The sequence below is a fragment of the Rubritalea profundi genome, assembly GCF_002954445.1.
GTDB classification, from domain to species: domain Bacteria; phylum Verrucomicrobiota; class Verrucomicrobiia; order Verrucomicrobiales; family Akkermansiaceae; genus Rubritalea; species Rubritalea profundi.
In genome coordinates, this window is record NZ_MQWA01000001.1 from 490,340 (window position 1) to 511,830 (window position 21,491).

Consider the following 21,491-nt stretch of genomic DNA (forward strand, 5'->3'; position numbering starts at 1 on the left):
CTATTTTCCTTCTAATCTAAATTCTCCACCAAGGGCCAGATGCAAATCCACCCTATTCTCTAACTGGATCCTACGTAAAACTAACAACTGTGAGCCTAACTCGACAGCTCGGCTCTGGCCCGTCAACAAGGTCAATATATCTCCTGTACCTTCTAAATAGTCATCACTGGCAGCCTTCGCTGCTTCATTTGCCAGTGCTGAAGCCTTTCCCATATCTTGGACGCGACGCTTAAGCCAGCCTTCTAACATTAGGGCGTTTTCAACCTCTCCGAAAGCCCCCAAAACAACGCCCTCTAAATTAGCTAACTCTTCACGCTCCTTTGAAGTCCGAATTGCCTGCTCCCCCTTAACTAGCCCACCTGTCAAAAGGTTTTGGGTGATTGTGGCTCCAATCGACCAAGCACTAAAATTATTATTCACGATTTGCTCAAGCGCATCACTGGCTGTGCCGCCCGATCCCGTAAGACTTAAAATTGGGAATATCGCACGCTTCGCCTCTTTTAGCCTTGCTACCGATGCGACATACCGACGCTCCGCGGCAATCACATCCGGCCTTCTCTGCAAAAGAGCGGATGGCACCCCGCTAGGAGGGCGCGCTGGCATCTTAGTGAGGGACGAACTCCCCTTCATTTTCCCTGCAGGATATCGACCACAGAGCAACTCCAAACGTCGTTGAGCCATTCTCACTTCACTCTCCCTCTGCGAGATCACAGCCTTGGAAGTGGCTTGATCAGTTTGAGCCAATCGGAACTGACTCGCTGATCCACCATCATTACCCAAATTTTGTGCAAATCTCTCACCTATCGTCTCAACAGAATCATCGCGAATCTGAGCCACACGCTTCGCTAAAGTGAGTTGTTCATTTGCCTCACCTAAAGAAAACCAAGCCTTACAAACCTCGGCAGCAAGCGCAGCCTCAGCCGCCTTCGCATCGAGCTCCGCTGCCTGAGCGTCAGAAATGGCAGCCATTTGGCCCATACGGATTCGGCCCCAGAGATCAATTTCCCAATTCACCCGAAGATCCGCGTAACTTCCATTCTCCACAGATGAACCACCAAAGGGCATCCCAACAAATTGCCTCTTACTCCTGTCTCCCTTAAATTCAGCAGCCAATGCTGGGCGAGCCGCTGCCCCAGCAACATAGGCCGCCTTCTGCGCCTGCACCACACGCTCTGCAGCCGCGCGCATATCTGGATTTCGGGCGACCGCCTCGGCCACTAATTTATTCAAACTAGAATCACCAAAGCTCTGCACCCACTCCCTGTCCACACCAGATTTCCCTTCCTGGCTAGCAGTCCAACTATCAGGTGCCATTTGCTCTACCTTGAGCATCTGAGACTCAGGAGGCTTCGTCGCGCAGCCAACTAGAAAAACACTCAGTGACACCAAGCTAATCAGCTTCAGAGATCTACAAAAACGTTTGTTCAAAAAAGCACACCATTGAATGATGGTTGGAGAGCCAACTGAAGCGACGTAACAAGTCTTTATGATCTTAACCATTTGAACAACACAGCTTCTCATCATTGTGTGCTCGAAACCTAACTTGGCACCAAGATCCTGCAACTCTAAAAACAGTCATGCTAGACATCCTTCGTGAACAGCCTAAATCGCTAGGCTAAGTTCACAGCTATGTGCAGAAAAATCTCCCCCAAAGGAACACATCCATAAATCCTCAAAATCAGCAACGGATTTCAAACATTTTTCCAGTTCATCGTCGTTCCGGACTGTTGATTAGAGATACGGGTATGACCCACCAGCCGTCACCATCTCTTTCTAATCGAATAGGTTAAGGATTACAGTAGGACCTTCACCTACCTGTTGATAACGTTCGCAGGCTTACTGTCTCATAGATTGCGCTTATCGGTGCCAGTGATAGTCACACTCAATAACTGCGTGATGACGCAGATTTCAACCTCTGTCTATCAGCTCTCACTCTGATGCACGAAATAGCCTTAGTCGTGCTGCTAGAGAAAATTTATAGAGCCGCCATTATCAAACAATGGGGAGCCCTACTGTAGAGATTAAAGACTCTAAATAATCACCTCAGAAAATCCGAGTCAACATCGGTATGCTTCTTTCCTTAAATCTCGGAGACTGTATATCTCTGTGCTCGTAAAGTGCCGCTGCTCGAACGCCTCTCTAGCTCGACAGGGTTTGAAAACATCGAAACATCTCCTCCGACAAAGGTTTTAGCAGCAAGGCTAACAAGGAGATGGGGAAAATGTGATACCTCTCGTTGTCATGCCCAAGAAGGGGAAGTTGAGTAAGGTAGAAGTTACCGAACAGGCTAACAAAAAATGGAAACAACTTCGGCTCGCCCACAGTGCGATGGAATGCGACATCAACTGCCTCGAACACCACGGGCGGGACAGTTGTCCAGACAAAGGCTACCCTAGATACAAGTGTTATGTCGGCTCAGGAGTATTGGCCTACAACCAGCACAAAATCGGCAACGAGTTACAAGCCGAAGTCCGGGGAAAGGCGAAGAGGAAACGGGCGACTTAACCCGATCAAAAATCTAATACAGTGGGAGACCTGCGCCCATGTAAGAAGCATAGACCACCTAACACTACTCAGAATGATGGATATTTAACGAAATCACGGAAAAAATTCATATACCAGTCAAATGCTGTTTCTAAAACAAACTGTTTAGCCAAAATTGGCTATTTCCGACTGGGTACTAAATGCCACTATAGTACCGTTTCTGGTTGCATTTGGCTGTATATCAAAGGTATTTCGGCAACTTTTCGCATTTTCAACACACTCCTCATCAAACAAGAAAAGCCAGTAACCTATTACAGTTACTGGCTTTTAAATTGGTAGGGGTGGAGAGAATCGAACTCTCGGCCAAGGGATTATGAGTCCCCTGCTTTTATTTTTAACCCATATACAAGCGATACAGCCAACTTAAGAACAAACTTAAGAAAATCTTTCTGAGGTAGTAGTTAGTTTATAGGTACAACGCGCAGTTTATCTTCAATCCATACTCGTAATACAAAACAAGGTCCCACTGCTGTGCAATTCTTCTACCTTGTCCGGCCATACAGGATTCGAATCTTTAGTTACGCTATCACGCTAGTAATAACCACTACTCCGAGCCGGTTAGCTGTCGGATGCAGCGAATTTTTTTCAACAACCTATAACTCTCATGCTCCGCTATCGCTCCGATAAGAAGCTATCTCTGGAATTAGACCTGTACGATTTCATGGAGTTTAGATGGTGTACTAATCGTGAGTTTCACCAAACTTACGCTCCAAATATGCTTGATGCTCCACGTCAGTCTGAGAGGTCAGCTCGAGCCTTTTGCACTCTAATCTACCAACACAAAACTGAACTCTGTTTAAAGACAGTGATCCACATCTAAAATCATCTACATAAGAGCTAAGATCTTCAATGTGTATGACATTCCTTGGAATCTCAGTCTTGAACTGTGCGTCACCTGAAAATACAACTAAGCCTTGGATTTCATCTGATGGAAGAAAGTCCAACAGGTGCCGTACAGCTTTTAGATGCTTTTGGTTCTGGAGAATTGGATTAAGAAATTTATACTTAAGTTTGTATATAACCTGGGTCCATTGAGGTTGTCTTTCGTGAGCAAATAGCCAGCCAGTGTAATGCTTAGTTTCGATTACTAGGATGCCGTTTTCTGTTATGAGTATATGGTCTATTTGGGTTGTGCCGTCCTTATAATCTAAGGTGACATTGTTGAGAAAGTGTGATGTTGAAGCTTCGCAGTATTCTGTCAGTAACTGTCTTACTGCACCCTCTCCTTGGTTTTCATGCCAAGACTTTCTGCGATTCCCATAATAAAATCCAGTCCCAAAGATGATTAGAGGAATTAGAATTATTAGTGCCAGTATCAGATAAGCCATGTGAATTTAGTCTAACTTAAAGAACAACCGCAGCCTAGGCAACAATCGAAAATCTAAAATGGTGTTTCGTGAGTGACCTCTGCGTTCCGAGTACGGTTAGCTGTCGGATGCAGCGAATTTTTTTCAACAACCGATAACTCTCATGCCCCGCTATCGCTCCGATGAGAAGCTATCTTTGGGGTTAGGTTGTTTAGATATCTACGGTATGGCGGCACTTGGGGTAGTTGATGCACCCCCAGAATGTATTGCCAGCATGTTTACCCTTGGTTGCGGTGCGACTGATCATCTCAGAGTGACACTTAGGGCATACGGGGGTGGAGTCATCATCTTTGCCCACATCGGAGATTGGCATGAGAGGCGGCTCATCCTTGGTCGCTGCGGTTTCATTTTGCATTAGCGTCTGTTCTATCCTCTGGGTGGAAGGATTTGAGCTTGGGCCATTTCCTTCGTGAGGTGGCGAGGGAAAATGAATATGTTCACTCAACTGAGCCTGAATGTCATGAGTCACATACCCCTTGGCGGCTGGGATGTGGAGGATAGGTAGCCCTGCGGCTGCGAAGACTCTATCCACAAGCTCATCACGCTGCTTCCTGTCCTCTCTCTCATGAGATCTATCATCCAGCTCTACGGCGAGCACTGGCTCCATTGTGCTAGTGTCACAGATTACGAAGTCTACATGCTTCTGGCTGATCCTTCCTCTGGCTCCTTTATTCTCATGGGGCCGTCGCACAAAAAACAGATCTCCCAGATTGACCTTGGTAAGCAGGTAATGCTCATCGGTCAGGATTGTTTGCAGCACATGGAAAAACGAGATCTCAGCAGCCGAAAGAAAATCATCTCGTTTGCCATAGGGTAATCGATCCTTGCTGAGTTCATAGGTAGGAGGTGTGGTCTTCTTGAAAAAGGGGGCTAACAGCATGCCGAGGCAGCCAGTTGGTGGTGAAGTGGACATGATATGGAGAACTCTCTACATAGAGTGATGTTAGAAGTTAGCCCCACCCTTTAGGCTGGCAAGCCTAAGTTCTTAATGCCTCTCCGCATCTATTAAAGGACCTTCATCAAACTTGCGCACTGAACTAACATTTGCTTCGTTATTCCACGTGCTTCCATTTGTCTTTTATTGGCCGCTAGAACCCACTCACGTCGATAATGCTTTATTTCCGGAAATGGCTGTTTCGTGACCCAATCCATTCGTTTGTATCCAGCCTCGGCAATGTCAGGTAGAATTGAGCACGCCTGGTCAGACGCGACCAAGCTCGCCATCTGCAGTAGAGACTCACAATGGATCCGATCTGGGTATTGATCCCCTACTGCCTCAATCACTGTTTGAGCGAATTGACCGCCTCCCGTCGGAACAGCCAGCGGGAGCTTTGTATTTGTTGCTCCAAATAAAGAATACCCACATCCCCCGATAGGCAGGATCATCAATTTATCCTTACTCCCTGAGATTGCATCATTCCGGACCACAGCAAGATCAATCTCACCAGTCCTGAGTAACCCTTCAGCAGCGCGACTCCTCATTTGGACCATTTCTAGCTCAGCACTCAACAAATTAGCTAGTCCCACCGTGTGAGGAGTAATCACCCATTGCATTGTGCTGAACCCTGCTCCCACTCTCAACACCGGCCTCTCTCCAGACTTCCTTAGCTTGTAGTCTTCTAGTTGACTGAAGCAGCGCCTTGCGACTATTGCTAACTCTTTACCTTCATCAGTCACCTCAATCGTTTTCCCCTTACGCCGGGTGAGTTCGACTTCGAAGAACGCTTCAAGCTCTCGAATTTGACGACTCATAAGACTCTGCCGGGACGGCTCTCTATCAGCCGCTTCAGCTATACTTCCCTTCTCTACGACGAGCAGAAAATTCCTTAATCGATCCATTGACAATCCTTGCTTCGAGAAGAGCGCTTCAAACATGGCTATAAAGTTACATATAATGTAATTTAAGCGATACAAAAGTAACTATCTCATGTTACATTAGTAACGTAATGGAAAAGCAAAAATACGACATAATCGGCGACATCCACGGGTGTCATGACAAACTACTCCTCATACTAACCGTTCTAGACTACAAGCTGGTCGATGGGTGTTACCGTCATCCTCTCGGGCGCAAAGTTGCCTTCTTAGGTGACTTCATTGACCCCAAAGGCGACATCCCCCACGACGTTCCTGCCGTACTAGAAATAGTTAAAACTATGGTAGATAAAAAAGAAGCTGTGGCGGTAATGGGTAACCACGAGTTCAATGCTGTTGCCCACGCCACACCAGATGGGAACGGTGGCTACCTTCGTCCTCATCTCCCCAATAAAGACAAAGGTCTGAAAATCACACTTGAGGCATTTAAAGACGGCTTCGATGGCCAAGAATGGAAAGGCTGGATCGACTGGTTCAAGACCCTCCCCTTCTACCTTGAATTGGACGGGTTTCGCCTGGTGCACGCCTACTGGCACGAAGAGGCAATAGCAGAGCTTGCAGGCAAAACGCTCCATGATGACGGCTTCCTTAAACTCGCTGCCACAAAAGGCACCAAGGAGTACGGGTGGATAGAAAATGTCCTAAAAGGATATGAAATCCCAATGCCTGGTGAGCACAAATATAAAGACCACACTGGTGAGTGGCGTGACAAATTCCGTGCGCGTTGGTTCGACCAAGCCCCAAAAGGAAAGTTGGCGTGCGATCTAGTCTTCCCAGCCGGCAACTTCGATATTCCAGCGGAACTAGTTCCAGATGAAACTGCGGCTCTCATCCCTGGCTATGCTCAAGCTGAACCACCTGTGTTCTTTGGTCACTACTTCAAGCCCGAGGACTGCCCGCTCGAGCCAGAGCTCACTAACCTAGCCTGCCTCGACTACAGCGTCGCCAAAGGAGGACCAATGGTCGCCTACCGTTGGGATGGAGAAGCAAAACTAACCCCCGAAAAATACCTCGCAGTATGAACGAAATAATAGACCAACTCTTTGAAAAAATCACAGAGAGAACACATGATCTTGACCCCATCTATTATCAAAAAACCGACAACTTCCACACCGAACTAGGTATCGTCTATCAGTACGGGCTGCCGCAGCTAGAGAGAAATCGATTTGTCCGAAGGCTCCATGACATCGCCTCTGATGTTCTCGAGGAACTCAGTTTCGGAGAGCTCCATGAGATAGCCTCTGTTCGGAACCTCAAACGTATTTGGGAAATGCCGGCAGCACTCAATGATAATCCTCGCAACCGAAGACGTCTCCATGCTCACGCAATGCACCATCTCGTTAGCAACTACGCTCTCAGCACATACCCTCAACTTTTGAGGTGAATTAAAGAAACTACTCCACTTCCTCCCCCACTACATCATCGCATATAGCTCTGAGCAGGAAGTAAGTCACCTTAGGGAATGTTGCTCAATTCGATCAATTGTAGTTAAAATCACAGGATCTTGCGCGCGCGTGCGTGAAAAATGCCAAAAATGGCTCATAAAGTAACTACAAAAATCATGTCAACGACTTCTAACACATCCCCTACAGGTATCACAAAAAAGGAATGGAATAAGGCCTCTCATGGCACAGACCTCATTCAGGTTATGCGTGACGCTGTTTCAGCTAATCAAATTTCTGAAATCCTCCAGGATATGCTCCATGCTGACATTGTCACCAAGGGCGGAAACACTCGGCCAGATTACAGAACAAGAGAGCGGGCTCTGACACTCGTGATGAGCTACACCCTTGGCACCCCGGTCCAACGCCAAGAGCAGGTGAACTACAACATGGATATGAATGACCTGAACCCGGCGGAGTTAGTCGAGAAGCTGTCTGAGTCTCCGGCTATGATTCGCAAACTAGAAGAAATGCTCGCCGAAGCGAAAACTAAGGCAGCTCTCGATATATAGTCCCCCCTCTTGTCAAAACCGACAAAAACCCCGCAGCATCCCTCCTTGAAATGTATTAAAAAAGAAGTCACGCGATAAGACTCTATAATAGCAGTCTGCGAATATTATATTTGTGAACAGTGTTAGGCCTGTCCAGGCAAAGGAGCTTGAAGCCGTGACTCAATGAAACGGGGCTGCATAAGCAGCCCCGTGACATTCTGCATCGCTAGTTGATTTCAAGCGACTGCAAATGCACCTAGTGGAGGTCCCGGCGTCACGTGAACATCCGACCGTTGTACCTCCACTGATTATCAATATCCTGTATGATCACCTTGTTACGATCAGCTCTCTGCCACAACAACGATGCGCTCCTGTAGTCAGCTAGTGGGATCTTTCCATCTACAATCTCGGCTCCGGAAATGAAGGATAAAACTTCGACAAACGAACCTGGCTGCATACTAGAGAACTTAGCATGAAGTTCTGACCTACGTTCATCCGTAGTTGATAGCGTGGACTTGTAGGACCTGGAATATTGAGGCTTACCTTCCTTGTAGAAATCCGGGTTAAGTTCAAATTCTGAACTATTATCTTCCATCTTTATTATGACATGAGCAGCACGAGCCTGACTGTATACCATTTTAGCTGTGAGTGATGATTGATTAGTTGAGAGCGAGCCCCCTATAATCCAACGAAGCGTTTGCCTGTATGTTGAACGTTTAGGGAAATTTTCAAAGACTTCTAGTAATTTGTTATCTGGCTTCTTGGGCATGTTTACTATTTAGCGACATGACAACATGCTGTCAACAAACATAATTTATGTACAAAAAAAACAGGCCAAAACACGCCGCATTAGACCTGTTGTATTAAGTTACCGGTCTCAATAAGACGCATTCACATACGTTCCACGGAGTTTTCACACCCTCGAAAATTGTCCTTATTCGTCAGTCTCAACAAGCAATACGTGCTTTTAGTGTTCCACGCTACACATCGATCGCAGCTTTCTTGTCAGCATCGCTCAACATCTCACGGAGCTTTTCACGCATGGCCGGAGATTCTGACAACTTATCGATCAGTTCAGCAGGATTGAGATCATTCATGTCCAAGTTGACGTTCACCTGCTCTTGTCGCGGGACTGGAGTCACCTCTCGGTAGGCTAGATAAAGCCGAGCAGCATCGAGTTGGATGCCGTGTGCTATTCTGATTAGGCTCCTTTTTTCTCAACCTCGGTCGTCATAGGTTCAAATGCGACTTTTGCAACTCAGCTCGGATGAACTCATTGGCCAGTGCCTTCATCAAACTCGTGCCCAGCAATGTGCACAACACTTACGGGCTGAAGAGTGGGTTCTCGCGTGAGCTACCCTCATGAGCACATTCAACAATATGCATGGCTGGACCTACGAGATAAAAACGAAGGGGCTGAAGCGATCCATAGCTAAGAAAAACGGACATTAATGGAGTCAAACCACAGTGGGTTAGTTAGTTAGGTGTCACCCATGGAGCGATTTTAACAAAAAATTAGAAATGTAACTCGAAAACAACTCTACTAGTCACTCTATTTAGGCTAGTTACGACGCAAATTGTTCATTTTAAATTTTAAGCTTGAGAGCATTCAGTTGGTATGAAAAAATACATATAGCCACTGCGTAATGAGCCCTTAAAGGCTCAGTCTACGTGGAGCGTCTATGTATTGTTCCGTACCGATGCGGGGTACTGTTGTTGTTTAGGAAGTAGTTAGAGTTCGGAGCTTCCAAATTCCTTTATCTATATAAAGTAGATGAGTATCGACCTGATTTATTTTTTATCATTGCTTACCCAAAATTCACATGGTAAAAGGATTTTGCATTACCATTATAATGGGGTTTGCTTCTTATCCTTTTAGTTAAACCTAACAATCCCAGTTAGATTTCTCACAGTTCTACACCTCCCTCTGTATAACGCGATCTTATGTTTCGGTACGACTCTAACGTACTCAGAACTCATGTTCGTCGATCTATTCGAACCACATATTATTTAGATGCAGTAGATATTTACTCTAAAGTGTTTGACGATTCGGGTTACGGCAGGTAATTTTTTCCCATGTTGACTATTTAGGAACAAACCAAAGGAAAAACCAATAGCTTAGAGCGTTATGAGCTCAAGCAACAAAAAAGCAACATGCCAACTCACTTGAATAACGCACAACAAACACTATAATGAATACTGAATTAACTGCAAAATTTGAAGGCCACAAGGTCCGTGTTCTAGGAACAGCAATGGAGCCAATGTTCGTAGCGAAGGATGTCTGCGATGTCCTGGAGATTAAGAACAGCCGCCAAGCACTCGCTAGATTAGACGATAATGAAAAGGGTGTCACGATAGCTGACACCCTTGGTGGCTCCCAAGAAATGACCTACGTCACAGAGTCCGGTCTTTACCACCTCATGTTCAAATCCAGGAAACCAGCAGCAAAGAGATTCCGCCGATGGGTTACTGATGAAGTCATCCCCTCAATCCGAAAGACTGGCTCCTACGTAGTCAGCTCCCCAACATTTGAAGAACTCGATAACCAATTAACCAAAACGCTGGATAAGTGGATCAGCCGCGGAGTCTCCCCCGATAAAGCATCGGCATGTGTCAGCAACATCTTCAAAGAATCTGGCAAGGGTTGCGTCAACATAGATCGATCGAACAAAACCACACCTAACCTCTTACCTAAAGCACGTTACGACTCAGAAACCACTACAACTGATGAATTTGATTTCGACGCGACACCAACTCTATAAATACCTATATCACTAGACCTTCTCAATAAATTATGAAATCAAAGTTAACCATAAACAATGGAGACCTCTAGATAATGGATTTTAGGAAAACCAGCCAACGAATGAATGATCTAAACGAAGCCTCCGACATCAACGACTACCGATACTATCGCAAGTTAGTAGGCACACAAAAGGAAGTCGCCAAGATGCTCGGGTTCAACCGTAAAACTCTATCCTTCCGGGAAAATGGTAGGGCAGAAATCTCGGTAGAGTCCGGCCTAGCGATGCGTGAACTCGCTCGCCAAGTCGGCTACATGGTAGATGATTAATCACCCAGCTTCACTAATCCAGGAATCAGCTTAATGATCTTCTTGTTGGCCAATGCTTTTAGAAAATCCTCTTCCATCTCGAAGGGGATATTCTGAAGCAGTGGGGCCACCTTCTTCATCAGCTCCTCCATGCGTTTATTCACGGCCACATTCGCCAACTCCTCACTCAGCTCCAGGTTAAATGTATTGCCACTCCCCCGCATCTCTATCCAGAGAGCCTGGAGCTCCTTGTACACTTTAGTCTTAACGCCATACCCTAAACCCTCTATCAGAATGCGCTCAAACGTCTCATACGACACTGGCTTGTCATGCTCGACCTTGAATACGGTCGCTACATTACAGTCGGCTGCGGTCGCGACTGCGCGCATTGAGAGTTTCTTGACGTTCATCCTGTAGTGCTTGAATTGTTGAGCTAAGTGAGAAGGCATAAATCAATCAATAGGGAATGTTTACAGTATGGCAACATCCAAGTCATAACCATAGGTTATGAACGACCAACTTTAAGAGTTCCTGGATAGTTTCGATAATACCCCCATAAATGTCCCACCCTCCCTTTAGCGTGGGAACATGACTCGCTCAGAACTCGATAAAGTAAGCGCAGGTGTCGGTGGCATGATCCACCTTGTCGACATGCTCACGCAGATCACTCGTGCTCTGCATTGCCCGCTGGTACGATCCTTAGCTGAGCGTACTAAAGGCCCTGACTCACTCTACGACTTCTTCGCTGATGGCCCGGGAGATCCCCCTGCCGGCTATTATCTGTATATCGACGAGGACACGGACCCTGCACTCGCAGCCTACGACACTCTCAACCTTGTCTACGGCTACTGCGCTGAGGTCCAGGCTGGCGAAGGCTACACCTTCCCCTTCATCAAATGCGCCGACAGACGCTACGCCCTTATCAAACTGGAAGAGTACACAGGGAACATTCACTAACATCAGACTCCTCACTCCCATATCCCCAGGCGTAAGCACCCCAATTCATAATTCATAATTCATAATTCATAATTCCTCCACCCTACCCCCATAAATGTCCCACCCCACCCTCTATATTCTTTCCAGTAGGTTACCCCTTGGTCGTGTCGACCATGCTTAATCCCTAACTAGAAAGAATACCCATGAATAACGAACTAACTGAAATTGCATTTATTCTCGACCGCTCTGGCTCCATGCAGTCACTCACCGATGCGGCTATCACAGGATTCAACTCCTTCCTCGACGATCAGCTCGATGCGCCTGGCGAGGCTCGTCTCACTCTCGTCCTGTTCGATAACGAATACATCCTGCACGCCAATCGTGCTCCGCTCAAGGAAGTCCAAAAGCTCGACACACTGAGCTACGTTCCGCGTGGTACAACTGCCTTGCTAGATGCCATTGGGCGCACCATCGAATCCATCGGGGCAAAGCTATCCTGCGCCCCGGAAAAGGACCGTCCAGGATCTGTCACCATCGCCATCTACACCGATGGCTACGAGAACGCCTCGACCGATTACTCCGCCACTCGGATTCGCGAGATGATCAAACATCAGACCAAACAATACAACTGGCAGTTTCTGTTCCTAGCAGCCAACGAAGACGCCATCGCCACGGCGGCGCACTACGGTATCGACAAAAACAATGCCGCCCAGGTCCTTTTCAGCCAAACAGGAATGCACTCCAGCACTCAAAGTATCTCCCGCAAAGTCAAAGCGTCACGTATCCGGTGCAGCGAAGTTTGGAATGATGATGAACTCGCCAAAGACGCCGACGTCGACCTCTCCGAAATTGTCGCAGAAGAAACTAAGAAGCAAGCAGACGCCTAAGGCGAAAGACTCTCCCAACCCGCTCAAGTCATCGGGCTTGCATCCCCTCAGTTATCCCGATGCCTTGAGCAACACCTCCCCCACTCAAACAACGTTTAAAATAAAACCCTAACTCACACAACTTAAGACACCTCTAACACAGTCAAAACTGGCCACCGACTTTCCCCTTGCTAGAGCCATTGACTAATTGCTACACCACTCCATTCGTTTGCTTACTTAGCTTACGCCTCCTCCCTATGTTTACTTTCCTCCACACCGCCGACATCCACCTGTATTTGTCCCTCCCTACATTCTAACGTTGAATCATGACTCGGACTGAACTCGATAAGGTAAGCACACGTGTCGGTGGGATGATCCATCTAACCGACATGCTCACGCAGATCACTCGCGCCCAAATTTTTATCAACAAGTGTACTCTATCCCTTTTGATTATTAACATTTTCTAACTTTCAGCTCGTAACGTATTTCAAGCCCTGTTATCTCATCTGCTAAGATGATTATTGTCATTCACAAGCACCTCTTCATAGATTTCACTCCCAGCTCCATGTGACTTAAGTTGCACGCCCTCCCTAGATGACCACCCCGACACCTCGTAGACTAATCAGTAAAATTACGAATTTTACAATTTGCAGAATACTACTGCTTATTTTTTTCGTGTCTTTATCCGTCAATGCATATGGCGCAGACCTCAAAATGATCGAAGGCTGCAGAGCTATTGATGCTGACTGGTCAGACGGAGACAGTTTCCCTGTAGAGACTCCTAACAAGGAAAAATTTACTGTCCGCCTCTATGGAGCTGACACCTTGGAGTCCACTGTAACTAACACAACTGACGCTCGCCGCCTGAGAGCTCAGAGGAGGTATTTTGGTATTACCAAAGCCGATGGTTCATCCCAAGCTTCTATCAAACTTTCTAAGCAGCTCGGTGATGAGGCAACCATACTTAGAAAACAACTCTTAGCGCAGCCCTTCACTGTCTACACTGGCTTTGCTGACGCCCGAGGAGACCGTCGCTACAAACGCTACTATGCATTCATCAAGCTCAGTGACGGCCGAGACTTAGCAAGTGTCCTTGTCGAGAAAGGCTTAGCCAGAGCCTTCGGTGTTTACAGAAAGACGTGGGACAACCGCGATGCGAAGACTTATCAGGCCTCGCTAAAAGACTTAGAAATGCTCGCGGCTAAAAAAGAGAGAGGCATATGGGCTCACACTGACTGGGACGACTTCATCTCTGCGAGAGAAAGTCAACGGGAGGAAGATCGCTTAGTATCCATGGCTCTCGACTCTAATAAAGTCATTACCGAAAGCATCAGTATCAACACGTCTTCAAGAGACGAACTGATGCAACTCCCAGGCATTGGGGAAACTACCGCGAATGCGATCATCGAAGGTCGTCCATTTAAACTGGTCACCGACATCACCAAAGTACGCGGCATCGGTCCTAAAACTCTCGAAAAACTCAAACCCTATATAACCCTCTAGCTCTAACATACATTCACATGAACCTACTAGAAAAACTACAATTTGGTTTCACCTACTCCACCTCGGCCGGAACCACTGCAGCTTGGATTTGGGCTATACTCATCACCCTCGTCTTTTTCTTTGGATTTGGCATGGTTTGGGGCAAACTATGGAATAAAAGCTGGAGTCTCACTGATTCGGGTATGCGCGTCACCCTCGTAGCCGTAGCTTCCATTCTTGCTGGGTACGCCACCCTCAACCTCGCCAATGTCCAAAAATTTGATCAATGGCTAGAGAATGAAAGAGCCCAACTCGTACGCTCTGTCACATCCTCCGGAAAATTCAACCGAGACGTATTTGTCGACGCTTGGGAGATCATCTCTGCCAATAGTGATCAGAAAGGACTAACCCACCCTGACGAAGGCGGCGAAGAGCTCCGACTCAACGAAAAAACAGATGCCAGCCACCTTGCTTCAGCATCAGCGAGTGAAGCCTCAGCAGTCCTCCGGAAAAAAGCCCCATTCATCTGGGGTGTCCCATTCTCACCAATGCTTCCTGAAGTCGCGGCTGCATCCACAATCGAAGCTGTAGGCCTGCCTGACAGCGAGTATCCAGCAATCGTCCTAGCAAACAACGACTGGACTCGCACAGCGGCAACTATCCAAGCAAACCATTCCCTCGAAGCCTTTAGAAAGATCGTCGGACCTGAAATCGAATCCCTCAGAATGGGCTGCACGGGACTTATTGGCTTACTGGCCGCCCTCCTCATTTTCTTCATACCCTCCATTGCTCTTGGAGAAATTCAAGTAAATCCAAAAGCTTAACATCACTTTATCCCTAACATGAAAAATCACTTATTTATCGGTCTTGGTGGCCAAGGTGGCAGCACTCTTGCTGAACTCAAAAAAGTAATTGAGACACGGAAAAAGGATGTCCTCCATCTTCAAAACCTCAAGAATCCAGTAGCTCACGACTTTCTGTACATAGACTCCAGCAGGAGTGAACTAAATTCTAAAAAGCTCTGGAATTATTTCGGCAAAGACTTGAGTCTTAAAACCGCAGATCTAGTACCGCTCAAGAGTTCAAGTCAGAGTTTCGATATTGATAACTTAGCACAAAGAAGAGACATAGCCCCTTGGATTGGAGACCTATCCTACATTCGGAAAATTAGCCAGGGTAAAGAAACTGGGCAGGGTGCCAATCAACAGCGCCGCTTTGGACGAATCTTATTCGCCCAAAATTCGGCTAAAATAATGAAAGGTGTCACCAATAAGGTAGACTCCATGCTCAGTAACAGTAACAGCTGCGCATTTCATATTTTCGCGTCACTCGCTGGGGGTACAGGTAGTGGCGGCATTGTAGATTTGGTAACCATGCTTCGAAATAAATATGAAAATTCGGATATCGAGGACGGATTCCCTATTTTTCTATACCTCTTTGTCACAAGCAAAGACAGCCAACAAAAAGTTGAGTACTTTCACTTGAACCAAAACGCGGCTCTCCACGATTTAAATGCTCTGATGTGCGAGAGAATCAATCCAACTATATTAAACACTATAGACGGTAAGGAATTTGTGGGGAAAACACCCATCAACCTAATCACACTCAGCTCCCAAGTATCTGAACACAACAAAGATGTTAGCCTTGAGAAGCAGCGTCAAATCATTGCTGAAGGAGCCTTTGAAAGAATCTACGCATACTGTAATGGAAGCCTAGACCCCAATGACCAGCGTTTTCTTACAGGTGAAGATTTACTTAAGTTGATTCCCGCTGAACCCAGAATTGCGCCATTAAGAAGCTACCGGTACTCTAGCTTCGGTATGCAACGCTGGGAGATACCCACAGAAAAAATCAGTGAACTCCTTGAATGTGATGCTCTGGAATCAATTTACCATAACCTCTTGTCTCACAACTGGAGTAAACGTAAGGGTTACCATTCCGATATAGACGCGAGTTCGGACGAAGTGTTGGAAGCTAACTTCATTAAGATTTTCAACACTGAAATTGATCCCAAGCGTATCAACTCCAAATTATCTGACCACCTTAACACTATCGGTGAAGAAATTTCTAAATACTTTTGGAGTAAAGAAAATGCAGACCATAGAACTTTAGAGCACTTCGAGAAAAACCTCACCAGACGGATCGATTCCCAAAAACAAAATTTCCATGAGATCCTCGATGATTCCTCGAGTGAGATAGCTCGCTCTAAAAGAGTCGCTGAACTTGAACGAAAGATTCAACAATCCATCAAAGAGAGTTGGAAGAAAGGGATAGGTATATATACCATTACTAAAACCTTAGAAGCAGCCACTAATTCTATCTCCATGAGAAATTCCCAAGCGGATGTTAGCTCTCACAGTGATTTAGATCTAGATGCACAAATTAATGCTCGAAAAGGTGAATGGATGAAGCTTACTCCACTGTCACGGCTCAGCACTAAGCCAAAAAAAATGTTAGCCGCGCATAAGAATGACATTATCAATCAGCGTCTAGCCATTCTAACCAATGACACAAAGGCTGAGAACGATCTCTTTGGAGATGAAGTGGTCATAGCCATCAATAGACTGGCTTCTAGGTACGCAGAGCTCTCAACATGTATTACACAGGAGCTTCAAAAAACTACCAAGCGCAAAGACAAAATCGAAAGCGGACTTGAGGGCCAAGAATCTGAGGATAACACAAACAAGAGCGAAGTCACCCTAGCCCAACTAGCTGACATCCGAACTCAAGTAACCAAGGATGCGGAGATAGCTAAGTCTCTGGCTACTACTTTTAAAGACGAGGTCATCAATTCGACACTAGAAGCATCTGATAGCCTAGACCGGATAGCTGCGATAATTTCAGATAACAAAGACGGTCATTTTAAACAACTTTCTGAAAAGGTAGTATACGGAAAGTTGAACAATTTAAATGTTCTCAATGCAAATAAAGGCACCATGTCTCATGATATTATGTCCCTTTTACAGGATAAGTATCATAACGACCCAGAAAGCTTAGAAAGTGAAATTCAAGATTTCATTAGTCATTGCGCCGTCCTTATCGAAGTCGATGATGGCCAACTATCTCCAAAAGTTGTCTTAAACTCAAGCGGTATAGATGAGATGCCACGAAAAAGTTACATCATCGGCCTTCCTAAGAACCACGCCTTCAATAAGCAATTTAAAGACACCTTCGAGTCCCTTATAGACCTGTCGAGTGGTTACACCGTATCAGTGTACGAGCATGATGACGAAACTCAGATTCGAGTTTATGTGACTGTAACATGGATGGCAGCAAGATTTGCTAACGTCGTTCAAGAACTCAAAGTGCGTGCAATTGAAGACTCACTTGATGACTTAACAGGTGAAAAAACCTACTTTCCGAACATGGACCCATCTGCCGAACGTGGTTCGAGACCTAGCATCTTACTCCCCGCACCTAAGGTAAGAGTTATGATGCTTAAGTCAGCATTATGGCTTGGTCAAAACCTAACAAGCCCTGATGGACAAGAACTCATACAAGACGAACTTGATGATGGCATATTCATCATTTTGGCAGATAAAGACGGGAATGAGAGTCCGGTCCAAATAGCCTCTAATATGGAGCAATTGAAACAAACCCCAGATATGAGAGCCATCACTCTTGTGACCGACACTGTCGAATCCACTGTCAGAGAATTACCTGCCGATCAGAAGCTAAAACTAGAACAGATGATCGCAGAACACGATCTCTCACTGAAAAGTGAACATCGTGTAGCCAGTTCAGTCTACAGAGATTGGGTTGAACAACGCACTTACCTTAACTCCTTTTTCTCTAAATGATCCCCAAATACTTCAAATGCGGTGACCCTGAGGGGAAGTGTACTCTCTGCGTCACTAAAGAAATCGTAAAGAGAGACCCATCGTGGACGTGCCCATCGAAGAACGCCCGGTGTGAGAGCTTCCAAAAGGAAGTAGGACTCGTCGAAGGCCTTAGCAACGGTAAACCCGGGCTCTTCTATGGTATCTTAGCTGCAGCCGCCCTACTCATTCTGAGTCTAGTTATTATGAGCGGTACGGACAGTTGCCCCGGCATCATCCAAAAGCATGAGGCCTCGCTCAGTAGCATCAGTTCCTCCGCGTCTGCTCTGAAAGCTCAAAAGAGTAGTAAGCCTACGCCCTCTCTCAGTGCTGGCACCTTGAGTAAGCTGGAGGCGACGACGAAGGATTACTCAAATAGAGCAAACCACGCTATCTCAAATAATAGTGACGTAGAGGTGGCTCAATTAAAGACACTCCATCCTGGGCTCATAGCTAAAATTGACAAGGCATCTCAAACTACAATTGCCGTTGGTGCAAATACTGGCTCCAATGTAGCAGAAGGTAAACGCCTACTGACAGAGCTACGGACTCTAGAAGAGGAAGTGAACTTGTCGGCTGAGCAAGCCAATCAAGCATGCGGGGATCACAGTGAAGAGTTCGACACTCTACTCGACAGCATATCCTCTGAAATGCGCACAGTCCGTGGCATTATTCGCCCGAAAAAGCAACAAGCCCCTAATGCTGCATTCAAGGACGCACTTACTTCCATCAAGAAACAGCTAACTGTGACGAAGAGTGCGTTAGACGCCTACCAACCTGCTCCTACAACTATCGTCACACAGCCGCAGCGACTGCCGTTCACTGCAGCCAATGCGACATTCCGAATCAATGCTCCCCAAGAACTCAGCCAGACCCTGGTGCGGCCACTCTTAGAATCATGGAGTGGATCGTCTGCTGTGATTAGCAAGATTGATGGCTCGATATATTTAAAGGCTGGTGAGAACAACATACTGATCAGTGTGTCTCCAGCGCAAGCAGACCTCACCTTTAGCGCTGAAAGCAACCAGAAGCCACTATCTCGATCTAATGCAGAAGTGATTGCATTGGACGCACTTACTCTACTCGTCCACCCGGATAGTTCTAAGGACCTGTACAGCTTGCAACGGGACTCACTTCAGAAATTGATTTGCCCGAAGGGGGACACATTCATTCTCAGTAAAGCGGCGAGCTTCGGCTTAAGCAACACTTCTGAAGCACAAGGAACTTCAGAAGAACTTACCCTTAACAGTCGCAACAATGTCGCCCTCGGAGTTTACCACAGGGAAGCTAACGTGCGGTCTAAGCGTCTCAAAGTAAAAGCATCGCCAGTTGCTGCCGCGCTCAAGCCTAGTCCATTCACCATTGCCACAGAGGACTACGCATTCACATGGCGTATCATAGCACACACACCAACCTCAGCTAGCTCGAAAGCCTTGGACTTTGTCAAATTCATCACCTCGGAAAAAGGGCAAATTATTGTCGATCGTTCCGGCTATGTTGACCTTCGCCTCAAGCCAATGAAAACGAAGGTAGCTCCAGAAATTTTAGCTGCCCTCGGCGAAGCATTAGGAGTGGACAGTATCCAGTCTGCTGCGCGCCTATCCACTAACCTACGCTTTAACACAGGCGATGCTAAACTCGATATCAAAGCCTTAGCTGACCTAGAAAGACTACCTAGATATGTGGCCTCTAACTACGCTGACCATAAGGTGGTCATCCTTGGCTTCACCGACAGTTCGGGAGGCCCTAATGTCAATGTTCCATTATCTAAGAAGCGTTCTTACTCTGTAGCGTCAGAGCTACGCACATCTGGTGTGGATTCTCACTCGTCAGGACTTGGTTCCTCACTACCTGTAGCATCTAATGATACAGAGGCTGGAAAAGCTAAGAACCGAAGAGCTGAAGTATGGGTAGTAAAACCGTAAAAGAAAAATCATGAATTACCCAGTATACCTTTCTGCTCTTTGCGGTCTAGTAGCGTTTGCAGGAATCATCGCCTCGTTTAAAGCGATGGCCTCCATCGCTAAGGAAAAGAAGAACCTCGCTAGAGCAAGAGTTCAGTTAATTTCAGCCGCACCTTGGGAAGAAGCTAAGGTCGACAACCAGCAAAGCCTGGACGCCTGGATTTCAAGCCAGAATATTGAGAAAGCATCCCACGTAAGATCTATTATTCGTACTGCTTGGCTATCTTGGTTTCTTGGTCGCCCGGCCAATGCGGCAGAGTTCCATGCTAATATTGCTCGGAGGGAGCGCAAACGCCACTCAGCTCGACTCGCGTCTGGTATTGCAGCTACTCTTTTAGTCTTCGGAATCGTCTCGACCCTCTATTGCGTGAAAGGCGTGCTACAGGAGTTTCAGATCGCCATTCACGCTGACGGAAAAGTTTCTAGTGCATCAGCAAATGCCACTGAAGCAAATGAACTCATGCATAGTCTTGCTGATGCATTCCTTCCTAGCATGGTAGCTCTGGGTGGAACCATTCTTGTCGTCATCTTCAGAGGCATGTATGTCTCGAAACTACACCACCTTGTTGTTGATTTAGATGAGCTGACAGACACCATCATCTTACCGCGGTTTCGTGTAGCGCCCTTGAATCAGCAATTTGAGAACATCACGAAAAAACTTTATGAGGTAACTGAGCAAATTCAAAACCGTGATAAAAACTTTGCCTTCGCTGTTGATGCTATACAGGGTTGGTCTGATAAGATTACCCCTACCGTCTCAGAATTGAATGCGGCAACAACTGCCTGTACCAATGCCGCCAGAGCTTTATCTGAGAACTCCAATTCTTTATCGGTTTCTCTTAACAATAACCTGGGTGAAGGTTCATTACTCATCCGCTCACTTGATAATCTTGGCTTTACCTATGATGAGGCTCAGAGTGTGGTATCCAATGCTTCTGAAGCATTAGAAAATATTGAAGTCGACCGAGAGAAGGCCCATAAAGAATTAGTTTCAATGCTAGGGCTAACCAAAGAGTCGATCTCTAAAGTCCCTGATCAACTGTCTGAAGTATGCGTAGATGTGGGCGATAAAATAGCTTCAAATTTTGACGGACTTCTAGAAAAAAGAGAAGAACGTTTTGTCAAATCAGCCGACAAAGCTACCCAAGAAATCTCAAAAACCATCACCCCTCTCGCTAACCAACTAAGTACCTCGGCAAACTCGATAGCTAAGTCAATAGTTTCGGTGGAGTCTGACACTTCTATCCTTAAAAAGAATATTTCATCTTCGACCAAGGAGCTCATATCAGTTGCTCAGCAAGAAATATCCGCGACTTCTGAATCCACACTAGAATCGATTAAGTTGGGTCAAGCCACACTGCTCGGAACCACATCAAATCTTACTAAAGTCATGGATTCCGTTATTGAGGCGACTGGAACCTTGAGCACAAATAGCGCTCAAATTGACAACAATAGCTCCATTATCGAGGAGACAGTTACAAAGCTATCTCAAACGTCTCAAGACCTTGAGTCATCATCCAGGAAAATTAGCAGTGATCTTACTAACATTGGTAAATTAGACGCTACGTCTGAGAAGCTAGAAAAATCACTTAAGGAAGTAGAGGGCGTCCTTAGTAAGCATAAGAAAAAGAGCGGCTTTTTTAATCGAAATAATTAAAGC

At 46.2% G+C, this 21,491-nt stretch carries 20 protein-coding genes; 14 read left to right on the forward strand and 6 right to left on the reverse strand.

Annotated elements, in window-relative coordinates; genetic code table 11:
• Entirely contained in the window at positions 1–1,524 is a 1,524-nt protein-coding gene (locus BSZ32_RS02160) for an efflux transporter outer membrane subunit (protein ID WP_129589541.1), read from the reverse strand.
• 413 nt (positions 1,525–1,937) lie between these two features.
• On the opposite strand from BSZ32_RS02160, the gene BSZ32_RS20490 reads away from it, so the two are divergent.
• Both BSZ32_RS20490 and BSZ32_RS02170 read left to right on the forward strand, forming a co-directional pair.
• Positions 1,938–2,018, forward strand: a complete 81-nt coding sequence (locus tag BSZ32_RS20490; RefSeq protein WP_240610688.1) for a hypothetical protein — start codon at positions 1,938–1,940, stop codon at positions 2,016–2,018.
• Positions 2,019–2,223: 205 nt separating this feature from the next.
• Positions 2,224–2,505: a hypothetical protein gene (locus BSZ32_RS02170; RefSeq protein ID WP_129589542.1), complete on the forward strand. Its 282-nt coding sequence runs from the start codon at positions 2,224–2,226 to the stop codon at positions 2,503–2,505.
• Between the two features lie 719 nt (positions 2,506–3,224).
• Here BSZ32_RS02170 and BSZ32_RS20495 read toward each other — a convergent pair.
• The 3 genes from BSZ32_RS20495 to BSZ32_RS02190 all read right to left on the reverse strand — a co-directional run bounded on the left by BSZ32_RS20495 (position 3,225) and on the right by BSZ32_RS02190 (position 5,786).
• The gene (locus BSZ32_RS20495; protein WP_105041901.1) at positions 3,225–3,872 is read right to left on the reverse strand and encodes a nuclease-related domain-containing protein; all 648 of its coding nucleotides are present in this window, start codon (positions 3,870–3,872) and stop codon (positions 3,225–3,227) included.
• Between the two features lie 190 nt (positions 3,873–4,062).
• A complete protein-coding gene (locus BSZ32_RS02185; RefSeq protein WP_105041902.1) occupies positions 4,063–4,824 on the reverse strand; it encodes a DUF2726 domain-containing protein in 762 nt (253 codons plus the stop codon).
• 92 nt (positions 4,825–4,916) lie between these two features.
• Entirely contained in the window at positions 4,917–5,786 is an 870-nt protein-coding gene (locus tag BSZ32_RS02190) for a LysR family transcriptional regulator (RefSeq protein ID WP_105041903.1), read from the reverse strand.
• Positions 5,787–5,857: 71 nt separating this feature from the next.
• Between BSZ32_RS02190 and BSZ32_RS02195 the strand changes: the two genes are divergently transcribed.
• The 3 genes from BSZ32_RS02195 (at position 5,858) to BSZ32_RS02205 (ending at position 7,737) form a co-directional block, all read left to right on the forward strand.
• A complete protein-coding gene (locus BSZ32_RS02195; protein WP_105041904.1) occupies positions 5,858–6,805 on the forward strand; it encodes a metallophosphoesterase in 948 nt (315 codons plus the stop codon).
• Positions 6,802–7,167, forward strand: coding sequence for a hypothetical protein (locus tag BSZ32_RS02200; protein WP_105041905.1), 366 nt, complete (start codon positions 6,802–6,804; stop codon positions 7,165–7,167). Before BSZ32_RS02195 ends, BSZ32_RS02200 begins: the two co-directional genes overlap by 4 nt.
• A gap of 177 nt (positions 7,168–7,344) precedes the next feature.
• Positions 7,345–7,737: a hypothetical protein gene (locus tag BSZ32_RS02205; RefSeq protein WP_129589543.1), complete on the forward strand. Its 393-nt coding sequence runs from the start codon at positions 7,345–7,347 to the stop codon at positions 7,735–7,737.
• Positions 7,738–7,990: 253 nt separating this feature from the next.
• Here the strand turns inward: BSZ32_RS02205 and BSZ32_RS02210 are convergent, their stop codons facing one another.
• A complete protein-coding gene (locus BSZ32_RS02210; RefSeq protein ID WP_105041907.1) occupies positions 7,991–8,485 on the reverse strand; it encodes a hypothetical protein in 495 nt (164 codons plus the stop codon).
• Positions 8,486–9,908: 1,423 nt separating this feature from the next.
• Between BSZ32_RS02210 and BSZ32_RS02215 the strand changes: the two genes are divergently transcribed.
• Together BSZ32_RS02215 and BSZ32_RS02220 are read left to right on the forward strand one after the other, a co-directional pair.
• Positions 9,909–10,478 carry a BRO-N domain-containing protein gene (locus tag BSZ32_RS02215; protein WP_105041908.1) on the forward strand — a complete coding sequence of 190 codons (570 nt, stop codon included), beginning with the start codon at positions 9,909–9,911 and terminating at the stop codon, positions 10,476–10,478.
• A 101-nt stretch (positions 10,479–10,579) separates the two neighbouring features.
• A complete protein-coding gene (locus BSZ32_RS02220; protein ID WP_165788584.1) occupies positions 10,580–10,786 on the forward strand; it encodes a helix-turn-helix domain-containing protein in 207 nt (68 codons plus the stop codon).
• Here BSZ32_RS02220 and BSZ32_RS02225 read toward each other — a convergent pair.
• Complete coding sequence (locus BSZ32_RS02225) at positions 10,783–11,214, reverse strand: hypothetical protein (RefSeq protein ID WP_129589544.1); 432 nt, start codon at positions 11,212–11,214, stop codon at positions 10,783–10,785. The two genes, BSZ32_RS02220 and BSZ32_RS02225, sit on opposite strands and share 4 nt — an antisense overlap.
• Before the next feature lie 139 nt (positions 11,215–11,353).
• Here BSZ32_RS02225 and BSZ32_RS02230 point away from each other — a divergent pair, with 139 nt between their 5' ends.
• The 7 genes from BSZ32_RS02230 to BSZ32_RS02260 all read left to right on the forward strand — a co-directional run bounded on the left by BSZ32_RS02230 (position 11,354) and on the right by BSZ32_RS02260 (position 21,488).
• Positions 11,354–11,722: a hypothetical protein gene (locus tag BSZ32_RS02230; RefSeq protein ID WP_105041911.1), complete on the forward strand. Its 369-nt coding sequence runs from the start codon at positions 11,354–11,356 to the stop codon at positions 11,720–11,722.
• A gap of 182 nt (positions 11,723–11,904) precedes the next feature.
• The gene (locus BSZ32_RS02235; RefSeq protein WP_105041912.1) at positions 11,905–12,588 is read left to right on the forward strand and encodes a vWA domain-containing protein; all 684 of its coding nucleotides are present in this window, start codon (positions 11,905–11,907) and stop codon (positions 12,586–12,588) included.
• 654 nt (positions 12,589–13,242) lie between these two features.
• Entirely contained in the window at positions 13,243–14,070 is an 828-nt protein-coding gene (locus BSZ32_RS02240; RefSeq protein WP_165788585.1) for a helix-hairpin-helix domain-containing protein, read from the forward strand.
• Between the two features lie 17 nt (positions 14,071–14,087).
• The gene (locus tag BSZ32_RS02245; RefSeq protein WP_105041914.1) at positions 14,088–14,873 is read left to right on the forward strand and encodes a hypothetical protein; all 786 of its coding nucleotides are present in this window, start codon (positions 14,088–14,090) and stop codon (positions 14,871–14,873) included.
• Positions 14,874–14,891: 18 nt separating this feature from the next.
• Entirely contained in the window at positions 14,892–17,849 is a 2,958-nt protein-coding gene (locus BSZ32_RS02250) for a tubulin-like doman-containing protein (RefSeq protein ID WP_105041915.1), read from the forward strand.
• Positions 17,846–19,792 (forward strand): OmpA family protein, encoded by a 1,947-nt coding sequence (locus BSZ32_RS02255; RefSeq protein ID WP_105041916.1) that lies wholly within the window; start codon positions 17,846–17,848, stop codon positions 19,790–19,792. The genes BSZ32_RS02250 and BSZ32_RS02255 overlap by 4 nt, the downstream gene beginning before the upstream one ends.
• Before the next feature lie 10 nt (positions 19,793–19,802).
• A complete protein-coding gene (locus tag BSZ32_RS02260) occupies positions 19,803–21,488 on the forward strand; it encodes a hypothetical protein (protein ID WP_105041917.1) in 1,686 nt (561 codons plus the stop codon).
• The last annotated feature ends 3 nt before the right edge of the window (positions 21,489–21,491 follow it).

Excerpts from the sequence above, each read along its gene's own strand:
- BSZ32_RS02160 (WP_129589541.1), bottom strand. The coding sequence starts at position 1,524 with ATGATGAGAAGCTGTGTTGTTCAAATGGTTAAGATCATAAAGACTTGT.
- BSZ32_RS20490 (WP_240610688.1), top strand. The coding sequence starts at position 1,938 with ATGCACGAAATAGCCTTAGTCGTGCTGCTAGAGAAAATTTATAGAGCC.
- BSZ32_RS20495 (WP_105041901.1), bottom strand. The coding sequence starts at position 3,872 with ATGGCTTATCTGATACTGGCACTAATAATTCTAATTCCTCTAATCATC.
- BSZ32_RS02185 (WP_105041902.1), bottom strand. The coding sequence starts at position 4,824 with ATGTCCACTTCACCACCAACTGGCTGCCTCGGCATGCTGTTAGCCCCC.
- BSZ32_RS02190 (WP_105041903.1), bottom strand. The coding sequence starts at position 5,786 with ATGTTTGAAGCGCTCTTCTCGAAGCAAGGATTGTCAATGGATCGATTA.
- BSZ32_RS02195 (WP_105041904.1), top strand. The coding sequence starts at position 5,858 with ATGGAAAAGCAAAAATACGACATAATCGGCGACATCCACGGGTGTCAT.
- BSZ32_RS02200 (WP_105041905.1), top strand. The coding sequence starts at position 6,802 with ATGAACGAAATAATAGACCAACTCTTTGAAAAAATCACAGAGAGAACA.
- BSZ32_RS02205 (WP_129589543.1), top strand. The coding sequence starts at position 7,345 with ATGTCAACGACTTCTAACACATCCCCTACAGGTATCACAAAAAAGGAA.
- BSZ32_RS02210 (WP_105041907.1), bottom strand. The coding sequence starts at position 8,485 with ATGCCCAAGAAGCCAGATAACAAATTACTAGAAGTCTTTGAAAATTTC.
- BSZ32_RS02215 (WP_105041908.1), top strand. The coding sequence starts at position 9,909 with ATGAATACTGAATTAACTGCAAAATTTGAAGGCCACAAGGTCCGTGTT.
- BSZ32_RS02220 (WP_165788584.1), top strand. The coding sequence starts at position 10,580 with ATGAATGATCTAAACGAAGCCTCCGACATCAACGACTACCGATACTAT.
- BSZ32_RS02225 (WP_129589544.1), bottom strand. The coding sequence starts at position 11,214 with ATGCCTTCTCACTTAGCTCAACAATTCAAGCACTACAGGATGAACGTC.
- BSZ32_RS02230 (WP_105041911.1), top strand. The coding sequence starts at position 11,354 with ATGACTCGCTCAGAACTCGATAAAGTAAGCGCAGGTGTCGGTGGCATG.
- BSZ32_RS02235 (WP_105041912.1), top strand. The coding sequence starts at position 11,905 with ATGAATAACGAACTAACTGAAATTGCATTTATTCTCGACCGCTCTGGC.
- BSZ32_RS02245 (WP_105041914.1), top strand. The coding sequence starts at position 14,088 with ATGAACCTACTAGAAAAACTACAATTTGGTTTCACCTACTCCACCTCG.
- BSZ32_RS02250 (WP_105041915.1), top strand. The coding sequence starts at position 14,892 with ATGAAAAATCACTTATTTATCGGTCTTGGTGGCCAAGGTGGCAGCACT.
- BSZ32_RS02255 (WP_105041916.1), top strand. The coding sequence starts at position 17,846 with ATGATCCCCAAATACTTCAAATGCGGTGACCCTGAGGGGAAGTGTACT.
- BSZ32_RS02260 (WP_105041917.1), top strand. The coding sequence starts at position 19,803 with ATGAATTACCCAGTATACCTTTCTGCTCTTTGCGGTCTAGTAGCGTTT.